The sequence below is a fragment of the Methylomonas sp. MS20 genome, from assembly GCF_050275925.1.
Lineage (GTDB): Bacteria > Pseudomonadota > Gammaproteobacteria > Methylococcales > Methylomonadaceae > Methylomonas > Methylomonas koyamae_A.
Genome location: NZ_CP189962.1, coordinates 4716982 through 4736396 on the forward strand (window position 1 = coordinate 4716982; position 19415 = coordinate 4736396).

General features: G+C 57.5%; 2 protein-coding genes. Both read right to left on the reverse strand.

Features of this window, described 5'->3' with window-relative positions; all coding sequences use genetic code 11:
* Positions 1-14160: a non-ribosomal peptide synthetase gene (locus ACQE3D_RS21065; protein ID WP_313730582.1), complete on the reverse strand. Its 14160-nt coding sequence runs from the start codon at positions 14158-14160 to the stop codon at positions 1-3.
* A gap of 2 nt (positions 14161-14162) precedes the next feature.
* Complete coding sequence (locus ACQE3D_RS21070; RefSeq protein ID WP_313730581.1) at positions 14163-19415, reverse strand: type I polyketide synthase; 5253 nt, start codon at positions 19413-19415, stop codon at positions 14163-14165.

The following is a 19415-nucleotide window of genomic DNA, read 5'->3' on the forward strand; positions in this document are numbered from 1 at the left end:
TTAGCTGTTGATTAGATTTTTACGCCGGACGGTTTTTTGCCTCGACGCTTTAAGTTCGGCTTTGGCAACGGCGGCGGAGGCATCCGCGCCGCTGTCATCCAGAAAAGCCGCCAATTTGGCTATCGTCGGATAGCGGAATAAATCAACGGTTTGTAAGGCGGGATACTGTGGTTGCAGCGCGTTCCAGACTTGCATCAACAATAACGAATGGCCGCCCAAATCGAAGAAACTCTCTTCGGTGCCGAAATCGTCGCGCTGCAATACCTGCCGCCAGATGGCCAACAGTTGTTTTTGAGTTTGGGTTTTTGGCTGACCGGCAACGGGTTTGGGACCGTCGCTACGTTGAGGTTTGGGCAAGGCTTTGCGGTCGACTTTTCCGGAATGGGTCAACGCAAACGTTTCCAAATGAATAAATTCGCTAGGCAGCATATAGGCGGGCAAATACTCCGCCAAGTAATCGCGCAGCTCGCGGGCCGACGAAAGCTTGCCGCGATAGTAAACCAGCAATTGCTGGTTGTCCGCCTGCGTTTGATTGATGACGGCCACCGCTTGCTCGATATCGGCTCTATCTTCCAGCCGGGCTTCGATCTCGCCCAGCTCTATCCGATAACCGCGGATTTTGGCTTGAAAATCGAGCCGTCCCAAGTATTCGATGCTGCCGTCGAGATGGCGAACGACCTGATCTCCGGTGCGGTACATGCGTTCGCCGGCGGCCGAAAAAGGATCGGGGATGAAGCGCTCGGCCGTCAAACCGGCGCGATGCCGATACCCCCTGGCCACGCCCTCCCCGGCTATCATCAACTCGCCGGGAAACCCCGGCGGCAGCAGATTCAAGTCTTCATCGACCACGTACAACCGGGTGTTGGCCAAAGGCTCGCCTAGTTTGATCTTGCCGTCGCCCGTTACCAGGCAACGGCTAGACCAAACCGTGGTCTCGGTCGGACCGTAGACATTCCACACTTCGCCAGCTCGCTGCCTAAGCTGGTCGGCCAAATTTAACGGCAAGGCTTCGCCGCCGCACAACACTTTAAAACCGGGCCTGCCTTGCCAACCGGAAGCGAGCAACAGGCGCCAACTGGCGGGCGTCGCCTGCATCAACGTAATATCGTGCTCTTGCAATAAAGCCTGTAAGACGTGGCCGTCAGCGCTTTGCAGGCTATCGGCCAATACCACGGTGGCACCCACCGTCAGCGGCAAATACAACTCCAACGCGGCAATGTCGAACGCCAAGGTCGTCACCGCCAACAAGCGGTCGTCGGCAACGATGCCGGGCCGTTCCGCCATGGTCAGCATGAAATTAACGATATTTTTATGACTGATTTGAACGGCTTTCGGCTTGCCGGTCGAGCCGGACGTGTAAATCACGTAAGCCAGATTATCGGGCCTGACCTTGACTTGCTCGCACCGCGTTTCGGCGGCGTCGGCCGATAGCCGGGCGACATCGCATGTGGCGACCGGAAACGCCGGCGCGGTCGAACCATACACCAGCACCAACGCCGCCCCCGAATCTTCGACCATATAGTGCAAACGCTTGACCGGCAAATTCAAATCCAGCGGCAAATACGCGGCACCGGTTTTCAATACCGCCAGCAACGCCACGATCATTTCGATGCAACGCGGCATGCAGATCGCGACGACGCTTTCGACGCCGATACCCAACGCCTGCAACTGCCCGGCCATGCGCTCGGCCCGCTGTTCCAACTCGGCATAGCTCAGCGATTGCTCGCCGAATGTCACGGCGGTTTTATTGGCGGACTGCCCCGCCTGCCGCTCGATCAGACTATGCAAACACAGTCCCGGCAGACAATGGCTGGCGACCGCCCGCCGGTCAAGCTGCACCAAATCTTGCTGCGCCGCTTGCGACAACAAGCCTATCCCCGACAGCAAAGCGCCAGGTGCGCTTAACATCCGCGTCAGGATGCCTTGCAAATGCCGTAACACACCTTGAATAGCGTCGGCGTCGAAGCGTTGCCGTTGATAGGAAATTTTCAAGCTCAATTCCCGGCCCGGCGTCACCAGCAGCGTCAACGGCAAGTCGGTTTGCTCGTAAACTTGAAAATCGTTCAGCTGCAAGATCGATGAGGACTGGCTCAGCGCTTCGTCTATCGGATAGTTTTCGAAGATGAACAGCGTGTCAAACAATGCCTGACCCGCCGGCACTTGACTCCAGCCTTGCATTTCGGCCAGTTGCAAATAAGTAAAAGGCTCACGCTCCATGCCGTCGTCCATCAATTGTCGCAACAGTTGTTCCACGGTTTGCCCCGATGCCAACTTCGCGCGTACCGGCACGGTGTTGATAAACAGACCCAGCATGTCGCCGACCCGCTCCAACTCGGCCGGCCGGCCGGAAACCGTCAAACCGAACAGAATGTCGCGGCTGCCGCAATACCGGCTCAGCAACACGACCCAAGCCGCCTGCAACACAATGTTGACCGTCACCCGTTGTTGCTGAGCAAACTGTTGCAAAGCGGCTGTCGTCTTACGATCCAAAACCGCTTGCGCTTGAGCAAACTCCGCCTGCCGGCTATGGCTGTCGCCACCGCTATCGATCGCCAGTTTGTTAACGTCGCTAAATCCATCGAGTTGCCGCCGCCAATAAGCCTCCATCGTGCGGCTATCCTGTTCGAGCAACCAAGCAATATAGTCGCGAAAAGGCCTTCTATCCGGCAAACACGGTTGCCGGCCGCTTACGTAAGCGGCATAAAGACCGAAGGCGTCCTCGATCAGTTTCGGCAAACTCCAGCCGTCCAGCAAAATATGATGATAGCTGCAAACAAACACCGATTCCGTGGCACTCAAACGCAATAGGGCAAAGCGCAATAACGGCTGGGCTTTAACATCGAACGGCGTTTGCCTGTCTTGGCGTAAAAAGCTTGCCGATAATTGCTGCCGTTCCGCCGGCGACTTTTTGCTGTAATCGAGGTCCCGCCACACGAACGGCACGTCATCAAACACCACTTGCAGTGGCTGCCGCGCGCCCGGCCAATCGAAGCCCGTCCTTAAAATCGAGTGCCGCCGGATCAATTCCCGCCAAGCTCGCCGCCAGGAATCGACTTGCAGCTCACCGCTGAAACGCCAACTGACTTGTTGCAAGTAGCTGCCGGATTGGCTGTCGAACACGCTGTGAAACAGCAAGCCTTGCTGTAACGGCGCGAGCGGATAAACATCCCGCACGCCGCCGCGCCGCCTCATGTCGCTCAGCCTTTGCTCGTCCGGCATTGCCAACTCGAAGCCGGATTCGACGGGTGCCTGGGACAAAAGGCCACTCAAATGGCGTTTAAAATCGGCGAGCAATTGCAAAACGGTCGAACGATCGAACTGTAACGGGCTGTAACGCAACTCCAGCCTTAGACAATCTTGATGTACGGCGCCATTAAAATCCATCAACAAGCCAAAATCCTGCCGGCCGGAGCGCTCGTCGCCGCGTCGTTCTTGCGCCTGGGCGATGAATACCGAAGCCTGTTTAGCCTTCTCGAAACGCCCTAAGTAATTGAAGCGAATACCGGTAGCCCGTTGTTCCGCATCCTCCAGTTTCCTTCGCAGAGTCGCGTCGGCGCTCAAATAACGCAAAACACCGTAACTCAAGCCCCGATGAGGCAAAGCGCGCATGGCCGCTTTGACAGCGGCCAAGGCCGTTGCTAGGTTTGCCTCGACCGCTAACGGAAACAGCGAGGTAAACCAGCCAACGCTCCTGGAAACGTCCAAATCCTCGAACACATTTTCCCGGCCATGACCTTCGAGTTCGATGACTAGCGTAGTTTTGCCCAAGCGTTGCCACAAGCTTTCCAGCAGCGCCGCCAGCAACACTTCTTCGACGCTGGCTTGTAAAGCTCTCGGCGCCAGCATCAAGGCTTGAGTGATCTCATGGTCGAGTTGCAAGGACTCGACGACGGTATCGGCCAAGGTTATCTTGTTGCCGGCCGCATGGTCCAAGGGCAAGCGGGCAAAGCCATACTCACAATAGCGCAGCCAATAGGCTTGGTCGGGCAAGGTATTGGACCATTGCCGCAAGCGCTCGGCCCAAGCGGGAAAGGCACTGGTTTTTTTCGGCAAATTCGGGACTTGTCCCGCGCTTGCCGCCTGATAAGCCAGCTGTAAATCTTCCAACAAAATCCGCCAAGAGACGCCATCCACCAACAAGTGATGCAACACCAAAAACAAACGGCTATTTCGGTCTTGCCCCTTCGCTTGGAACAACACGACCTTTAGCAACGGCGCATTGAGCCATTGCAGCGAAGCTTGGACGGCTTCGGCCTGCTCGGCCAAATCCTCGGCATCGCGGAAGGTTTTCAACTGAAGCACCTGCTCTATCTCACCATCGGGTGGGATATAAAGCTCGACCGGCGACCTGACTTGCAGTCTGAGGACATCGTGATGATCGAGCACCGCCGCCAAGCTCTTCCGCAATGCGGCAACGTCGATATCCGACGGCACTTCCAACAGCACTGACTGATTGAAATGCTGAACGTCCTTGGTCACCGTCTCGAAAAAGTAATGCACTATCGGAGTAGGTATGACAGTCCCCGTAACCCGTCCTTGCTCGGCGCTGGATTTTTCGGCCGCCTCGGCCGATTCGGCGAGAACGGCAATCGTCTGGGCGGAAAACAACTGCTTCAAATCCAGCCGGATCCCGGCTTGTCTTGCCTTAGCCACGATCTGAATGCTTAAAATAGAATCGCCGCCCAATTCGAAATAGTTGTCGTCGATGCCGATGCGGTCCTGGTTCAAGACTTCCCGCCAGATACCCACCAAGCGTTGTTCCACGGCATTGCGCGCTTCCCGGTAGGGCTGTTGGGCTTGAATGTCCGGTTCTTTCAGCGCTTTGCGGTCCAGTTTGCCACTAGCGGTCAACGGCAATTGCTCTAGCCTGACAGTTTGGCTCGGCCGCATGTACTCGGGCAGTTGCTGCAATTGCTGCTTGACGACCTGATCGAGGTCCGCCGCGTGGCTCACCACATAGGCCACCAGGCGCTTACTTTGCCCTTGGCTCCAAACCTTGACCGCCGCCTCTTGAATCTCGGCATGCTGTTTGAGCACGCTTTCGATTTCGCCCAACTCGATCCGAAAGCCTCTGAGCTTGATTTGGCCGTCTTCCCGGCCTTGGTATTCGATGACGCCGTCGGCCCGGTAGCGGCATATGTCGCCGGTCCGGTACAGCCTTTCGCCTTGACCGAACGGATTGGGTACGAAGCGTTCCGCGGTCAGCTGCGGCTTTTGCTGGTAGCCGCGCGCCAAGCCGATGCCGGCGATGTACAGTTCGCCGGACACGCCGATCGGCACCGGCTGCAATTGGCCGTCGAGGATGTATAAACGTAGGTTGTCGATCGGTTTGCCGATCGCGACGATGGGGCTGGCGGTGTCGGCTGCGTCGCAAGCCCATTCGCTGACGTCGATCGCCGCTTCGGTCGGGCCGTAGAGATTGTAGAGACGCGCCGATGTCAATTTGCCGTAAACCTGTTGTTGCAGGCTCAACGGTAAGGCTTCGCCGCTGCAGATGATGCGCCTTAAGCTGCCGCAGTGCGCCGCTTCGGGGTCGTCGATGAAGGCTTGCAGCATGGACGGCACGAAGTGCAGGGTGTCGATGTGCTGGGCCTGGATCAGTTTGGCCAGGTAATCGCTGTCTTTATGTCCACCCGGCTTGGCGATGACCAAACGGGCGCCGGCGATCAACGGCCAGAAAAATTCCCAGACCGAGACGTCGAAGCTGTACGGGGTTTTTTGCAAGACCCGGTCTTGTTCGCTCAATGGATAACGCCGCTGCATCCAGTTGAGTCGGTTAGCCAGCGCTTGATGGTGGTTGGCCACGCCTTTCGGTTGGCCGGTGGAGCCCGAGGTGTAAATCAGGTAGGCGAGCTGTTGCGGATGGCATTCAAGGGCCGGCGCGCCGGCCGCTTGCCGGGCCAGCTCGGTTTGCAAGGCTTCGATGACCAGCACTTGGCCGGGATAATCTTGCAGCTTGGCGGCCAAGGCCTGCTGGGTCAGACACCAGCCGGCACCGGCATTGGCGATCATATAGTCCAAGCGTTCTTGCGGGTAGTCGGGGTCTAGCGGCACATAAGCCGCGCCGGCCTTGACGATCGCATGCAGGCTGACCACCAACTCCAGGCTGCGCTCCAGGCACACTGCCACCAAGCTTTCGGCGCCGACGCCTTGCGAGATTAGATAATGCGCCAATTGGTTGCTGCGCCGTTCCAGTTCGTCGTAGGTCAATTGGCGTTGTTCGAACACCAACGCCACCGCCGCCGGCGTCCGTTGCGCCTGACGGCTTAACAATTCCGGTATCAAGGCCTCAGGGTACGCGTAGTCGGTGGCGTTCCAGTCTTCGAGACAACGCTTTCGTTCTTGGGCCTCAAGCAAGGCAAACTCGGCCAAGGGTTTAGCGCCGGCCGACAACAGGAAATTCAACGCCGATTTAAAATGCGCCAACAGCCTGTTGACGGTAGCGGCGGCAAAAACCTCGGCTTGGTACATGGCCTTGATTTGCAATTGCTCGCCCGGCACGACGACCAGCGTCAGCGGATAATTGGTTTGTTCCTTGAACTGCGCGGCAACGATTTTCAAACCCGCCTGTTCGTCATTCAGCAAGCCGGCGTCCAACGGATAATTTTCCAACACCAACAAACTTTGAAACAAAGACTGGCCGGCCGCATGGCGGCCGCTGCATTCCATGATCTTGCTCAACGGCAAATAAGCGTGGGCATCGCGCTTGAACTGTTCGGCGGTCAGCGCTTGCAGCCAATCACAGGCCGATTGCCGGTTATCGATATGGGCCGCGACCGGAATCGTATTGATGAACAAGCCTACGACAGACTCAATCCCCGGCAATTGCGGCGGCCGGCCGGAAACTGTCATTCCGAACACGACGTTTTGCTCCGAACTGTACCGGCTCAGGATCAAGGCCCAGGCCGCCTGCAACAACACCGCCAGCGTGGTGCGCTCCTGTTTAACGAAAGCGCCGATGCGGCGGCTTAATTCCGCCTCCCAAACCGTCGCCGCGTCGGCATAACCGGCAGAGGTTTTCGGCTCGACGCAAGGCAGCACGGTCGCGCCCTGAATCGCCGCCAACTGTTGTTGCCAATATTGCATGGCCGGCTGCGGGTCTTGCTGTGCCAGCCAATGCAGATAATCGGCAAACGGCCTGAGCGGTTTTGCCTGGTAGGCCTGTCCCTGCACCAACGCTTGATACTGCTTGGCAACGTCCTGCAAAACCAAAGGCAAGGACCAGCCATCCATCAATAAATGATGGTAACTCCAGAGTAAACAATATCGCTGCTCGCCCAGTTTAATTAAGCTCAAATGCGACAACGGGCCACGGCTGACGTCGAAGCCTTGCCCGGCTTGTTGCTGCTGCAATAACGCCTGCCGTTGCCGCTGTTCGTCGGCCGCCATGTAGCTCCAGTCCAGTACCTGCCACGAGCAAAACCCGGTTTCGATCAATTGCTGATAAGGCTTGCCGCCGCTTTGTTGCCAAATAAACACCCTTCTTAAAGCATCGTGGCGCAGGAAAACCGCCCACCAAGCTTGTTTAAACAAATCGGCTTGCAGATCGCCCTCGAACGTCAAAACCACCTGTTGGCAGTAAACGCCTTTGTCGTCATCGTACAAGGCATGAAACAGCATGCCTTCCTGAGTCGGCGACAAGGGCAGGCATTGGTTATCGCCATCGGCGGCGAGCACCGATTGTTCGGCTTGTTTAGCCAAGCCGGCCAATTCGGCTATGGTCTGGCCGAGGAACAAATCCTCGACGCGCAACTCAAGGCCCGCCTCTCTGGCTCTGGCCACGATCTGAATGCTTAAAATAGAATCGCCGCCCAATTCGAAATAGTTGTCGTCGATGCCGATGCGGTCCTGGTTCAAGACTTCCCGCCAGATACCCACCAAGCGTTGTTCCACGGCATTGCGCGCTTCCCGGTAGGGCTGTTGGGCTTGAATGTCCGGTTCTTTCAGCGCTTTGCGGTCCAGTTTGCCACTAGCGGTCAACGGCAATTGCTCTAGCCTGACAGTTTGGCTCGGCCGCATGTACTCGGGCAGTTGCTGCAATTGCTGCTTGACGACCTGATCGAGGTCCGCCGCGTGGCTCACCACATAGGCCACCAGGCGCTTACTTTGCCCTTGGCTCCAAACCTTGACCGCCGCCTCTTGAATCTCGGCATGCTGTTTGAGCACGCTTTCGATTTCGCCCAACTCGATCCGAAAGCCTCTGAGCTTGATTTGGCCGTCTTCCCGGCCTTGGTATTCGATGACGCCGTCGGCCCGGTAGCGGCATATGTCGCCGGTCCGGTACAGCCTTTCGCCTTGACCGAACGGATTGGGTACGAAGCGTTCCGCGGTCAGCTGCGGCTTTTGCTGGTAGCCGCGCGCCAAGCCGATGCCGGCGATGTACAGTTCGCCGGACACGCCGATCGGCACCGGCTGCAATTGGCCGTCGAGGATGTATAAACGTAGGTTGTCGATCGGTTTGCCGATCGCGACGATGGGGCTGGCGGTGTCGGCTGCGTCGCAAGCCCATTCGCTGACGTCGATCGCCGCTTCGGTCGGGCCGTAGAGATTGTAGAGACGCGCCGATGTCAATTTGCCGTAAACCTGTTGTTGCAGGCTCAACGGTAAGGCTTCGCCGCTGCAGATGATGCGCCTTAAGCTGCCGCAGTGCGCCGCTTCGGGGTCGTCGATGAAGGCTTGCAGCATGGACGGCACGAAGTGCAGGGTGTCGATGTGCTGGGCCTGGATCAGTTTGGCCAGGTAATCGCTGTCTTTATGTCCACCCGGCTTGGCGATGACCAAACGGGCGCCGGCGATCAACGGCCAGAAAAATTCCCAGACCGAGACGTCGAAGCTGTACGGGGTTTTTTGCAAGACCCGGTCTTGTTCGCTCAATGGATAACGCCGCTGCATCCAGTTGAGTCGGTTAGCCAGCGCTTGATGGTGGTTGGCCACGCCTTTCGGTTGGCCGGTGGAGCCCGAGGTGTAAATCAGGTAGGCGAGCTGTTGCGGATGGCATTCAAGGGCCGGCGCGCCGGCCGCTTGCCGGGCCAGCTCGGTTTGCAAGGCTTCGATGACCAGCACTTGGCCGGGATAATCTTGCAGCTTGGCGGCCAAGGCCTGCTGGGTCAGACACCAGCCGGCACCGGCATTGGCGATCATATAGTCCAAGCGTTCTTGCGGGTAGTCGGGGTCTAGCGGCACATAAGCCGCGCCGGCCTTGACGATCGCATGCAGGCTGACCACCAACTCCAGGCTGCGCTCCAGGCACACTGCCACCAAGCTTTCGGCGCCGACGCCTTGCGAGATTAGATAATGCGCCAATTGGTTGCTGCGCCGTTCCAGTTCGTCGTAGGTCAATTGGCGTTGTTCGAACACCAACGCCACCGCCGCCGGCGTCCGTTGCGCCTGACGGCTTAACAATTCCGGTATCAAGGCCTCAGGGTACGCGTAGTCGGTGGCGTTCCAATCCTCCACAACCTGCGTCAGTTGCGCTTGAGTCAACAGCGGTATGCGCGCCAACGGCAAACGCGGGTTCTCGGCCAATTTTTCCAACGCATTAGCCAGCGCCGACAGCAAGGCCGTGATACTGGCTTGCTCGAACAAATCGCTGCTGTATTCCATCGCCAGCGACCAATGCTGGTCTTCTTCGGTCGCATATAACGTCAAATCGCATTTCGCCGTGGTGCTGGGCAAAACCATAGGCTGGACGTCCAAATCCGGCAACGAAAAAGCTTGCTGCCCTTGGCTTTGATACACGAACATCACCTGGAATAACGGCGAAACCGCCAAATTCCGCTCCGGCTGTAAGGCGTCGACCAAACCTTCGAAGGGATAATATTGATATTCGTAAGCCGATAACGCGGTCGCCTTGACCTGATCCAGCAATTGTTCGAAAGACTGCTGACCGTCGAGCTTGATCCTCATCAACAAGGTATTGACGAATAAACCGACCACATCCTGCACGTCCTGTCGATCCCGGTTCGCCACCGGCGTGCCGATCATGAAATCCGACTGCCCGCTATAGCGGTATAAGACTGCCGCAAATGCCGCCAGCAGCAACATGAAGTCGGTTGCCCCCTGCTGTTGCGCTTGCGCGTGCAACGCGGCCCGAATGGACGCCGGAATCGCGTGAAATTGCATCGCGCCGCGGAAAGTTGGCAGCAGCGGCCGGCTGTGGTCGTAATTCAATGCCAAGGTCGTCGGCGCATCGCCTAAAGCCGTCAACCAATAATCCTTAGCCGCCTTAAACCAACCTTGTTCGGCCAGCATCCTTTGCCAACGGCAGTAATCGCCGTATTGCACCGGCAAATCCGGCAATTCGGCGGCGGCGCCCGTCAGGCATTGGCGATACAAAAGCGATACGTCGTGCAGCAAGACCTTAACCGACCAACCGTCGGCCACGATATGGTGCATGACCAGCAACAGCAAATGGTGCCGAGGGGCGATTTCCAATAAACATGCTTTGAAGACTTGCCCGGCGGCCGGATTCAAACCGCTATTGACCTCCCGGCGCAGGATGGTTTCCAGCCCTTGGGCGGCGACCTCCAATTCGCTGTAGCGCACTAATTCCAATGGAGCGGGCGGTAACACCTGTTGCCGCAAGCCAGATCCTTCGCCGAAAATCTTGCTGCGCAAGGCCTGATGCCTATTCACCAAGGCTTGCAAGGCACCTTGTAAGGCCTCGCGGTTTAAGTCCCCATAGACATGAAAAGCCAGCGGAATATGGTAAACGCCACCGGCATTTTCCAGACTATTGACGAACCATAAGCGTTCTTGTGAGAACGATAAGGGCGCATCCGCCCGGTCTTGCGGCGATATCGCCGGCCAAGCCAGCCGCTGCCGATCGCCGTCCAGCAAAAGCTCGCTTAAGCCTTGAATACTGGGATGGTTGAAAACATCTTCTATGCTGAGTTTGATGTGAAAAACCGCCGCCAATTTGGCGATCAAGCGTAACGCCAGCAGCGAATGGCCGCCGACATAGAAAAAATTGCTGTGAATGCCGAACTCGCGGTGTTGCAGTAATTGCTGCCAAATATCTGCTATTTGCCGCTGCAAGTCGTTTTCCGGGGCGCTAAGGTCTTCATCCTGACTTACTACGTCCATAGCCGGCAAGGCTTTGCGATCGACTTTGCCGTTAGCCGATAAAGGCAGCTCGGGCAGCACCATAAATGCAGCCGGCAGCATGTAATCGGGCAAAAAGCCTTGCATGAACTCGCGTATCGGCTTAATCAAGGCCGGCGTATTGTCGACGCCGTCCCGCAAGGTCAGATAGGCCAGCAAGGCTTTTTCGCCGCGAAACGATTTAGCCGTCAATACGCAGTTTTGCACGGCCGGATGTTGTTTTAAGACCGCTTCGATTTCGCCCAACTCGATCCGAAAGCCTCTGAGCTTGATTTGGCCGTCTTCCCGGCCTTGGTATTCGATGACGCCGTCGGCCCGGTAGCGGCATAGGTCGCCGGTCCGGTACATACGTTCGCCTTGACCGAACGAATTGGGTACGAAGCGTTCCGCGGTCAGCTGCGGCTTTTGCTGGTAGCCGCGCGCCAAGCCGATGCCGGCGATGTACAGTTCGCCGGACACGCCGATCGGCACCGGCTGCAATTGGCCGTCGAGGATGTATAAACGTAGGTTGTCGATCGGTTTGCCGATCGCGACGATGGGGCTGGCGGTGTCGGCTGCGTCGCAAGCCCATTCGCTGACGTCGATCGCCGCTTCGGTCGGGCCGTAGAGATTGTAGAGACGCGCCGATGTCAATTTGCCGTAAACCTGTTGTTGCAGGCTCAACGGTAAGGCTTCGCCGCTGCAGATGATGCGCCGTAAGCTGTTGCAGTGTGCCGCTTCGGGGTCGTCGATGAAGGCTTGCAGCATGGACGGCACGAAGTGCAGGGTGTCGATGTGCTGGGCTTGGATCAGTTTGGCCAGGTAATCGCTGTCTTTATGTCCGCCCGGTTTGGCGATGACCAAACGGGCGCCGGCGATCAACGGCCAGAAAAATTCCCAGACCGAGACGTCGAAGCTGTACGGGGTTTTTTGCAAGACGCTGTTTTGGCCGCTCAATGCGTAACGGCGCTGCATCCAGTTGAGCCGGTTGGCCAGCGCTTGATGGTGGTTGGCCACGCCTTTCGGTTGGCCGGTGGAGCCCGAGGTGTAAATCAGATAGGCGAGCTGTTGCGGATGGCATTCAAGGGCCGGCGCGCCGGCCGGTTGCCGGGCCAGCTCGGTTTGCAAGGCTTCGATGATCAGCACTTGGCCGGGATAATCTTGCAGCTTGGCGGCCAAGGCCTGCTGGGTCAGACACCAGCCGGCACCGGCATTGGCGATCATATAGTCCAAGCGTTCTTGCGGGTAGTCGGGGTCTAGCGGCACATAAGCCGCGCCGGCCTTGACGATCGCATGCAGGCTGACCACCAACTCCAGGCTGCGCTCCAGGCACACTGCCACCAAGCTTTCGGCGCCGACGCCTTGCGAGATTAGATAATGCGCCAATTGGTTGCTGCGCCGTTCCAGTTCGTCGTAGGTCAATTGGCGTTGTTCGAACACCAACGCCACCGCCGCCGGCGTCCGTTGCGCCTGACGGCTTAACAATTCCGGTATCAAGGCCTCAGGGTACGCGTAGTCGGTGGCGTTCCAGTCTGCCAATAGCTGGCGTCGATAATCGGCGTTCAGCAGCGGCAGCAAGACCGCCGGTTTGTCTTGAAACTCCGGAAAGGACTGTAAAACGGTTTGATAATAATCGGCGAGTCTTTGGGCATCGTCGGCATCCAGTACCTCGCTATTGAATTTAAGCGAACCGACTAAGTCGCCGCCCGCTTCCATCAACTCCAACGACAGATCGAACTGCCCTTCCTGTTGAAACAAGGCATAGGGCGCCAACGCCAAACCACCCCAGTCCACGGTTTGCCCGGCAGTTCGACCGCTGCCGCTGGCATCGAGCAGTAGCTGGGCTTTTTGCAATTGCTGGAACACGAAAGCGGCCTGAAACAACGGCGGACGGCTGGTATCGCGGGACAGCGCCAGCCGCTCGATAATCAAAGCTAACGGGAAAGCCTGATGCGCCATGGCCGACAATACTTCCCGACGACAGGCGCGAACGAAATCGGCGACCGTTTGCCCGGCGGTTAATTCCGATAACAGCGGCAAGGGATTGACGAAATACCCCACGACGCCGGCATAACGATCGTCATCCCGACCGGCCAGCGGCGTACCGACACAAAGCCGTTGCTGACCGCCGCAGCGGTGTAGCAATAACTGATAAGCCGCGAGCAATAACACGTATAAGGTAACATCCAGCTCGACGGCTAGCGCCCGCAAGGCGGAGACTGTCCGGCTATCGATACGTAAAGGATACGAGGCGCCGCGGTAATTCCGCCGCGCCGGAAAAGGCCGCTTGGTGGGCAGGTTTAATAACGGTGGGGCTTGCACGAATTTATCGCGCCAATACCGCCAATCCGCTTCCAACGTTCCTGAATCAACCTCGGCCACCTGTGTTTCGGCATATTGACGATAAGAAAGCGATAACCTCGGCAAATCAGGCTCACGCCCGGCCACTAAGGCCGAATACACCTGAGCGAGTTCGTCGAGCAACAGCCACAGCGACCAGCCGTCGCCGATAATATGGTGAAAAACCAGCAATAACACCGATTGCCGGGGCGCGCATTGAAATAAACCTACCCTGAACAACGATCGCGAACCGTTCAAATCGAATGGCGCGGCGTAATGTCCGACCACCTGATCGCTTAAGGTTTGCTCGTCCCAGCCGGACGCATCGATGTGTTGAAAATCGATGCTTGCGCCAGGATCGATGAACTGGCGCGGCTCGCCGTCTTGCGCTTGAAAACGTAAACGTAGCGCAGGATGGCGCTCCGCCAAATAGCGCAAGGCTTGCTGGAAGCACTCGATGTCGACCACTGACAATATCCTGGCCGAGAAAGCCACGTTATAAGCCGCGCTATCCGGCGCCGTTTGGTGCAGAAACCACAAAGCCCGTTGCCCGTAAGTCAAGACAAAGGGCTCCCGCCGCAAGGCTTGAAAATGCTCGATTAAAGCTTGTTTATGGCTTTTAAGCGCGTCCAGCAGCGCCTCGTTGATGGCTTGTTTGGGTGCCCGGTAACGTAATTTATCGCCTTCCAGCCACAGTTCCACCCGATTGTCGGCCAAATCCCGCAGTAACCCTTGCACGCTCAAATTTCCCCCTCCAGCATATCTTCATCCTCGGCTATCGAGGCGGTCTTAATCCGCTCTATCGGCGATAGGTTCACTTGCAGATAATCGACCAAACCCCAACCTTCGCACTGCAATAGCTGGCTGACCGGCACTTCGGTTTGCAGGGTTTTGCGCATGACTGCGCGTAACTCCACGGCGGCCAAGGAATCCAAACCCAGAGAACTCAGCGAGCGGCTCAATTCGCATTGCGCCGCCGATAATTTCAAGATTCCCGCCAATTGCCGCTTGAGCCAATCGCCCAACATCGCCTTGGATTGTTCTGAGTCGGCGGAACGTAAAGCCCGCAAATATTCGTCGCCGTCAACGGCCTCCACGCCGACAGCCGGCATCAGTTCCGCCAGTAATCCCTCCGCCGCGCCATGCCCCGCGCTCTTGGCGGCCTGCCGCCAATCGAAATTCACCACGCAAACTTGCCCGGTCTGGCGGCCGCCGAGTAGCGCTTGCAACACCGTTCCGGCGCGTTCGCCATCAATCAAGCCCAAACCCGATTGGCGCCAAAATGTACGCACAGCATCGCTGCTCTGTTGTTGTATCCCGCTCTGCCAAGGGCCCCAGTCGATAGCCAGAGCCGGAAAGCCGTCATGCCCGCGTTGCCATGCCAAGGCGTCCATCGCCGCATTGGCCGCCGCGTAAGCGCCTTGGCCGACATTGCCCAACAAGGCGTTCAACGACGAATACAGCCAGAAAAAATCCAGCGGTTGGTTGCGGGACGCTTGATCCAGCAAAACCGCCGCTTGTAACTTGACCCGATTCAATTGTGCCAACCGCAACGCCGATTGCTTTAGCAACAGATCGTCGTCGGTAAAACCCGCGCAGTGCACAATGCCTTTTAGCGGCCTGCCGCTATGTTCGATGTTAGCAAACAGCCGCTCGACGGCCAGAGGTTCGCAAACGTCCAGCGTCATTACGATTAACTCGAGATCGGCATATTGGCCTTGCAAATCCAGCAAGCGGCTCGGCAACCGCGCATGCTCCCGGCGACTGGTCAGATAAAGATGACGGGCACCTTGCTCGATCAACCAACAAGCGGTCGTTAACCCTAAATCGCCCAAACCGCCGCTCACCAAGTAATTGGCGTGTTGATCGATCTCGACCGGCGAGTCGGTCGGCGGTTTATGACGCTGCAATCGTTGCGCCCATAGTTGATCGCCTATCGCGGCCAAGCGTTGCTCGCCGCTGTTGTCCAATAAGCCGGCTAGCAATGCCTCAGCGCTATCGGCATCGATGATGCGCGGTTTCAGCTCGCTATGCTCCTGGAACAAAACCGCCGCCATCCCCCACAACGCGGCACCGCCGTAATTCATTTGTCGGCAAAATTCGCCTTGCGCGTTGCGGGTCGTCAGCGTCAAATTCAGGCGATGGCCTTGCAACAACGGCAGCAAGGCCAACAACTGCCCCGGCGCCTCCATGGCATGTGCCGCGCCATCCGCCGCTAAAAAACCGCTCAAATCGACCAACTCATCGACGCCGAGTAAATCGGCAGCACTAAGCTGATTGAAAGCGACGACGCTAACCCGATGGCCTTGCCGGGTTAAGGGCTCGACCAAGGCCGGCTGGTCTTGGCCGGCAATGAACAGCCAGGACTTTCCGCCCCGGCCGACCACGGCACGATGCGGCCGCCAAACCGGTTGATAGAACCAATCGGGCATGGGCGACAGCATTTGTTTCACACGACTTTCGCTGACAGTCGCCACTTCGACGCCGGCAATCGAAAACTGCAATTGCCGCTGAGCGTTGAAAATCGCCAAATCGGTCTGCCCTGATTCATTCAAGGTAGCGCTAGTCCAACAACTCTCGGCAAAATCCCCTCGCCAGCATTCGATCCGCCGGATACGTACCGGCAAACGCAACCCCCGGCTGTCCGGCTCGAACACCGCAGCCATCAATTGCAGCGCCGAATCGAGTACGACCGTATCCACTGCGGTAGCGTCCACCCGCTGCTGATTCAGCTGGGCAACGGCCCGACCTTGCTGTTGCCAAAGCGTGGCGATGCCTCGAAAACGGGATCCGTATTGCAAACCATGTTCGGCAAACAAGCGATACAACTGTTCAGCTGAGAATTCGTCCCCTTGTTCCGACAAGCCTGACGATACGGTGGCAGTATCGATGCTTGTGCCCAAGCGCTGCAAGGCGGCGCTGAGATGCTGCCTCCATTGCTCGCCATCTTCCTCCCGGCTGACTATTTTCAAGTCAGCCGAGTCGCCCACGCCGCTGAATATCCATTGCACGTCGACAGACTCACGCTCGGGAATCAGCAGCGCACGTTCTATTTCCAGATCGACGATCGCAAAGCCTGAGTGACCATCGCGCTTGAATAACGCTTGGTAAATCGTGGCGATCAACAAGGCCAGCGGCGCGACAACCAAACCATAAACCCGGTGTTCGCTTAGCCAAGGCTGGCTAGCAAGACTTAATGTCCAGGCGTAAACACTGCTATTTTCCGCAAAGGCCGGACTACTCAGCCAACGGCCTTGCCGGTCAACCGGCGGCAGCGTGTCAAACTCGAACCAATCGGGCCAATAACGCTGGCGCTGCCAAGGGTAAGTGGGCAGATCCGTCAGTTGGCCGGCGTTAAGCGATTGCCAATCCAATTCCAAACCCGAAGCAACGACCTCGGTCAAGGCTTGGTTAAATGAGCTTTCGTATCCGGGGCAAGCCGAAACGGCAGTCACATTCGTCGCCTGTTGCCGGATCAAGCCGGTCAACACCGGTTTAGGACCGATTTCCAGCCATAAATCCACATCCTGCCGTGCCAAGGTATCCAGGCTTTGTTGAAATAACACCGGCTGGCGCAAATGCCGTAACCAATAATCGACCTGGGCGTAGCAAGCCGTTTCAAGGCCGCCGGTCAAATTGGCAATCATCGGAATCGAGGCGGCGCTTAACGCGACCTCGGCAAAACAGGCGGCAAATTCTTTTAATATGGGCTGCATGCACGGCGAATGAAAACCGTGCGAGGTGTTAAGGCGGCGATATTCCAGGCTATGCTCGGTACACACTTGCAAAAACCTGGACAGTTCGGCCTCCTCGCCGGAAACCACTTGATTTTCCGGACTGTTATAAGCAGCAATACTCAAGCTTGGAAAGTCGGCCAACATCGTTTGCAGGCGCTCGGCAAACGTAAACACCGCCGCCATGCCGCCCCGGCCGGGCGCTTCTTGCATCAGTTCGGCCCGCTTTACGATCAGTCGCAAACCTTGTTCCAAATCGAACACGCCGGCAATACAGGCCGCCACGTATTCGCCCAAGCTATGGCCTACCAGGCACACAGGGGCGAGCCCCCAAGCTTGCCATTGTTTGGCCAGGGCGTATTCGAAGGCAAACAAGGCCGGCTGAGCGTTTGCACTTAAATGAATGTCCTCGGCCGATGGCTCGAGCAACAAGCGCTTCAAATCGATGGTACTGAACTGGCGCAGCAACCGATCGCAGCAGTCGATTTGCCGGCTAAACTCCGGATAAACGTCGTACAACTGCGCCGCCATCCCCGGCCATTGCGAACCTTGTCCGGTAAACGCCAAACCCACTTTAGGCTTGGCTCGCGAGACATGGCGATAGCTTGAAAAACCGGCGCCCTGCTCCGCAAACTCCAACAAACGCGACTTGAACTCGGCCGCCGAATCGGCCGTCACGGCCAAACGGTGAGCGAAACGCGAGCGCCGGGAATTGGCGGTATAACAAATATCGGCCACCGCCGCAGTTTCCGAGCCGAATAGCCGAGTCGCATAATCGAACGCCAGTTGCTGCAAAGCCGGCAAGGTTTTCGCGGATAACAGCAACAGGTTTACGCCCGCGGACGCCCCTGCGTCTATCGGTTCGGAAGGCGGCGCTTGTTCGAGTATCAGATGAGCATTGGTCCCGCTTAAACCGAACGAGCTGACCGCCGCCAACCGGGGTTGTCCTTCGGCGGGCCAAGCCTGGCGGGTTAGGGGAATATTTACCGGCCAGGCCTGCCAATCGATATGCGAGCTGGGGCGGCTGAAATGCAAATGCGGGAACAATTCGGCTTCGTGCAGCGACAACGCGGTCTTGATCAAACCGGCAATCCCGGCGGCCGCTTCCAAATGGCCTAAATTGGTTTTGACCGACGCAATGTACACCGGGCTGCGGTCAGGATGTTTACCGTAGCAGGCGGCTAAGGCCCGCATTTCGATCGGGTCGCCCAACGGCGTTCCGGTACCGTGCGCCTCGATATAGCCGACTTGTTCGGCCTTCACCCCGGCGGTCGTCAGGGCGGCATTGATCACGGCCTGCTGGGACGGGCCGGAGGGAATAGTCAAGCCGCCGCTGGCGCCGTCCTGATTGACAGCCGAGCCGCGAATCACGGCCCAAATGCGATCGCCTTGTTTTTCGGCATCGGACAAACGTTTTAATACCACCGCCCCGCAGCCCTCCGAGCGAATAAAACCGTCGGCGTCTTCGGCAAAAGTCTTGCACCGTGCGCCCGCCGAAAGCATCCCTGCACGGCTGAAAGCCACGTAAGTTTCGGGCGCCAAAATCACATTCACGCCGCCGGCTATTGCCATATGGCATTCACCGGCACGCAAACTCTGACAGGCATTATGTACGGCGACCAAAGACGAGGAACACGCGGTATCGATGGCCATGCTCGGCCCGGTTAAACCCAGCCAATAAGACAAACGACCGGCCAACATATTCAGCGAAGCGCCGGTGCCCAGATAAGCATCGACCTGATCCGACGGCAATTTTTTGGCCATAACCGCCGCAAAATCAAAGCTACTGGCGCCGACGAAAACCCCGGTTTGAGTGGCAAACAAATCGCCGGGAACGATATTGGCATGCTCCAAGGCTTCCCAGCAGACTTCAAGCCACAAGCGCTGTTGCGGATCCATGGCCATGGCCTCGCGCGGCGAAATACCGAAGAAATCGGCGTCGAAGCGATCCAGCTGCTCAATAAAGCCGCCTTCGCGGACATACATTTTCCCGGGTCGTTCCGGATCGGCATTGAAATAATCGTCCACCCGCCAACGCCAAGTCGGCATTGGCCCGATGGCGTCCATCCCGTGGCGCAACAAATCCAGATATGCCGCCAAACCCTCGGCCCCTGGAAATCGGCAGCCCATGCCGACAACGGCGATGGCTTCCCGCGATTGTTGGGCGGTTTTAAGTTTTCCTTCCAAGGCATCGATCTTGCGCAACGCCTCCAGCATCAAGGCTCGATAATCGGTTTTCGGTTCGCTCTTTTCGGTCAT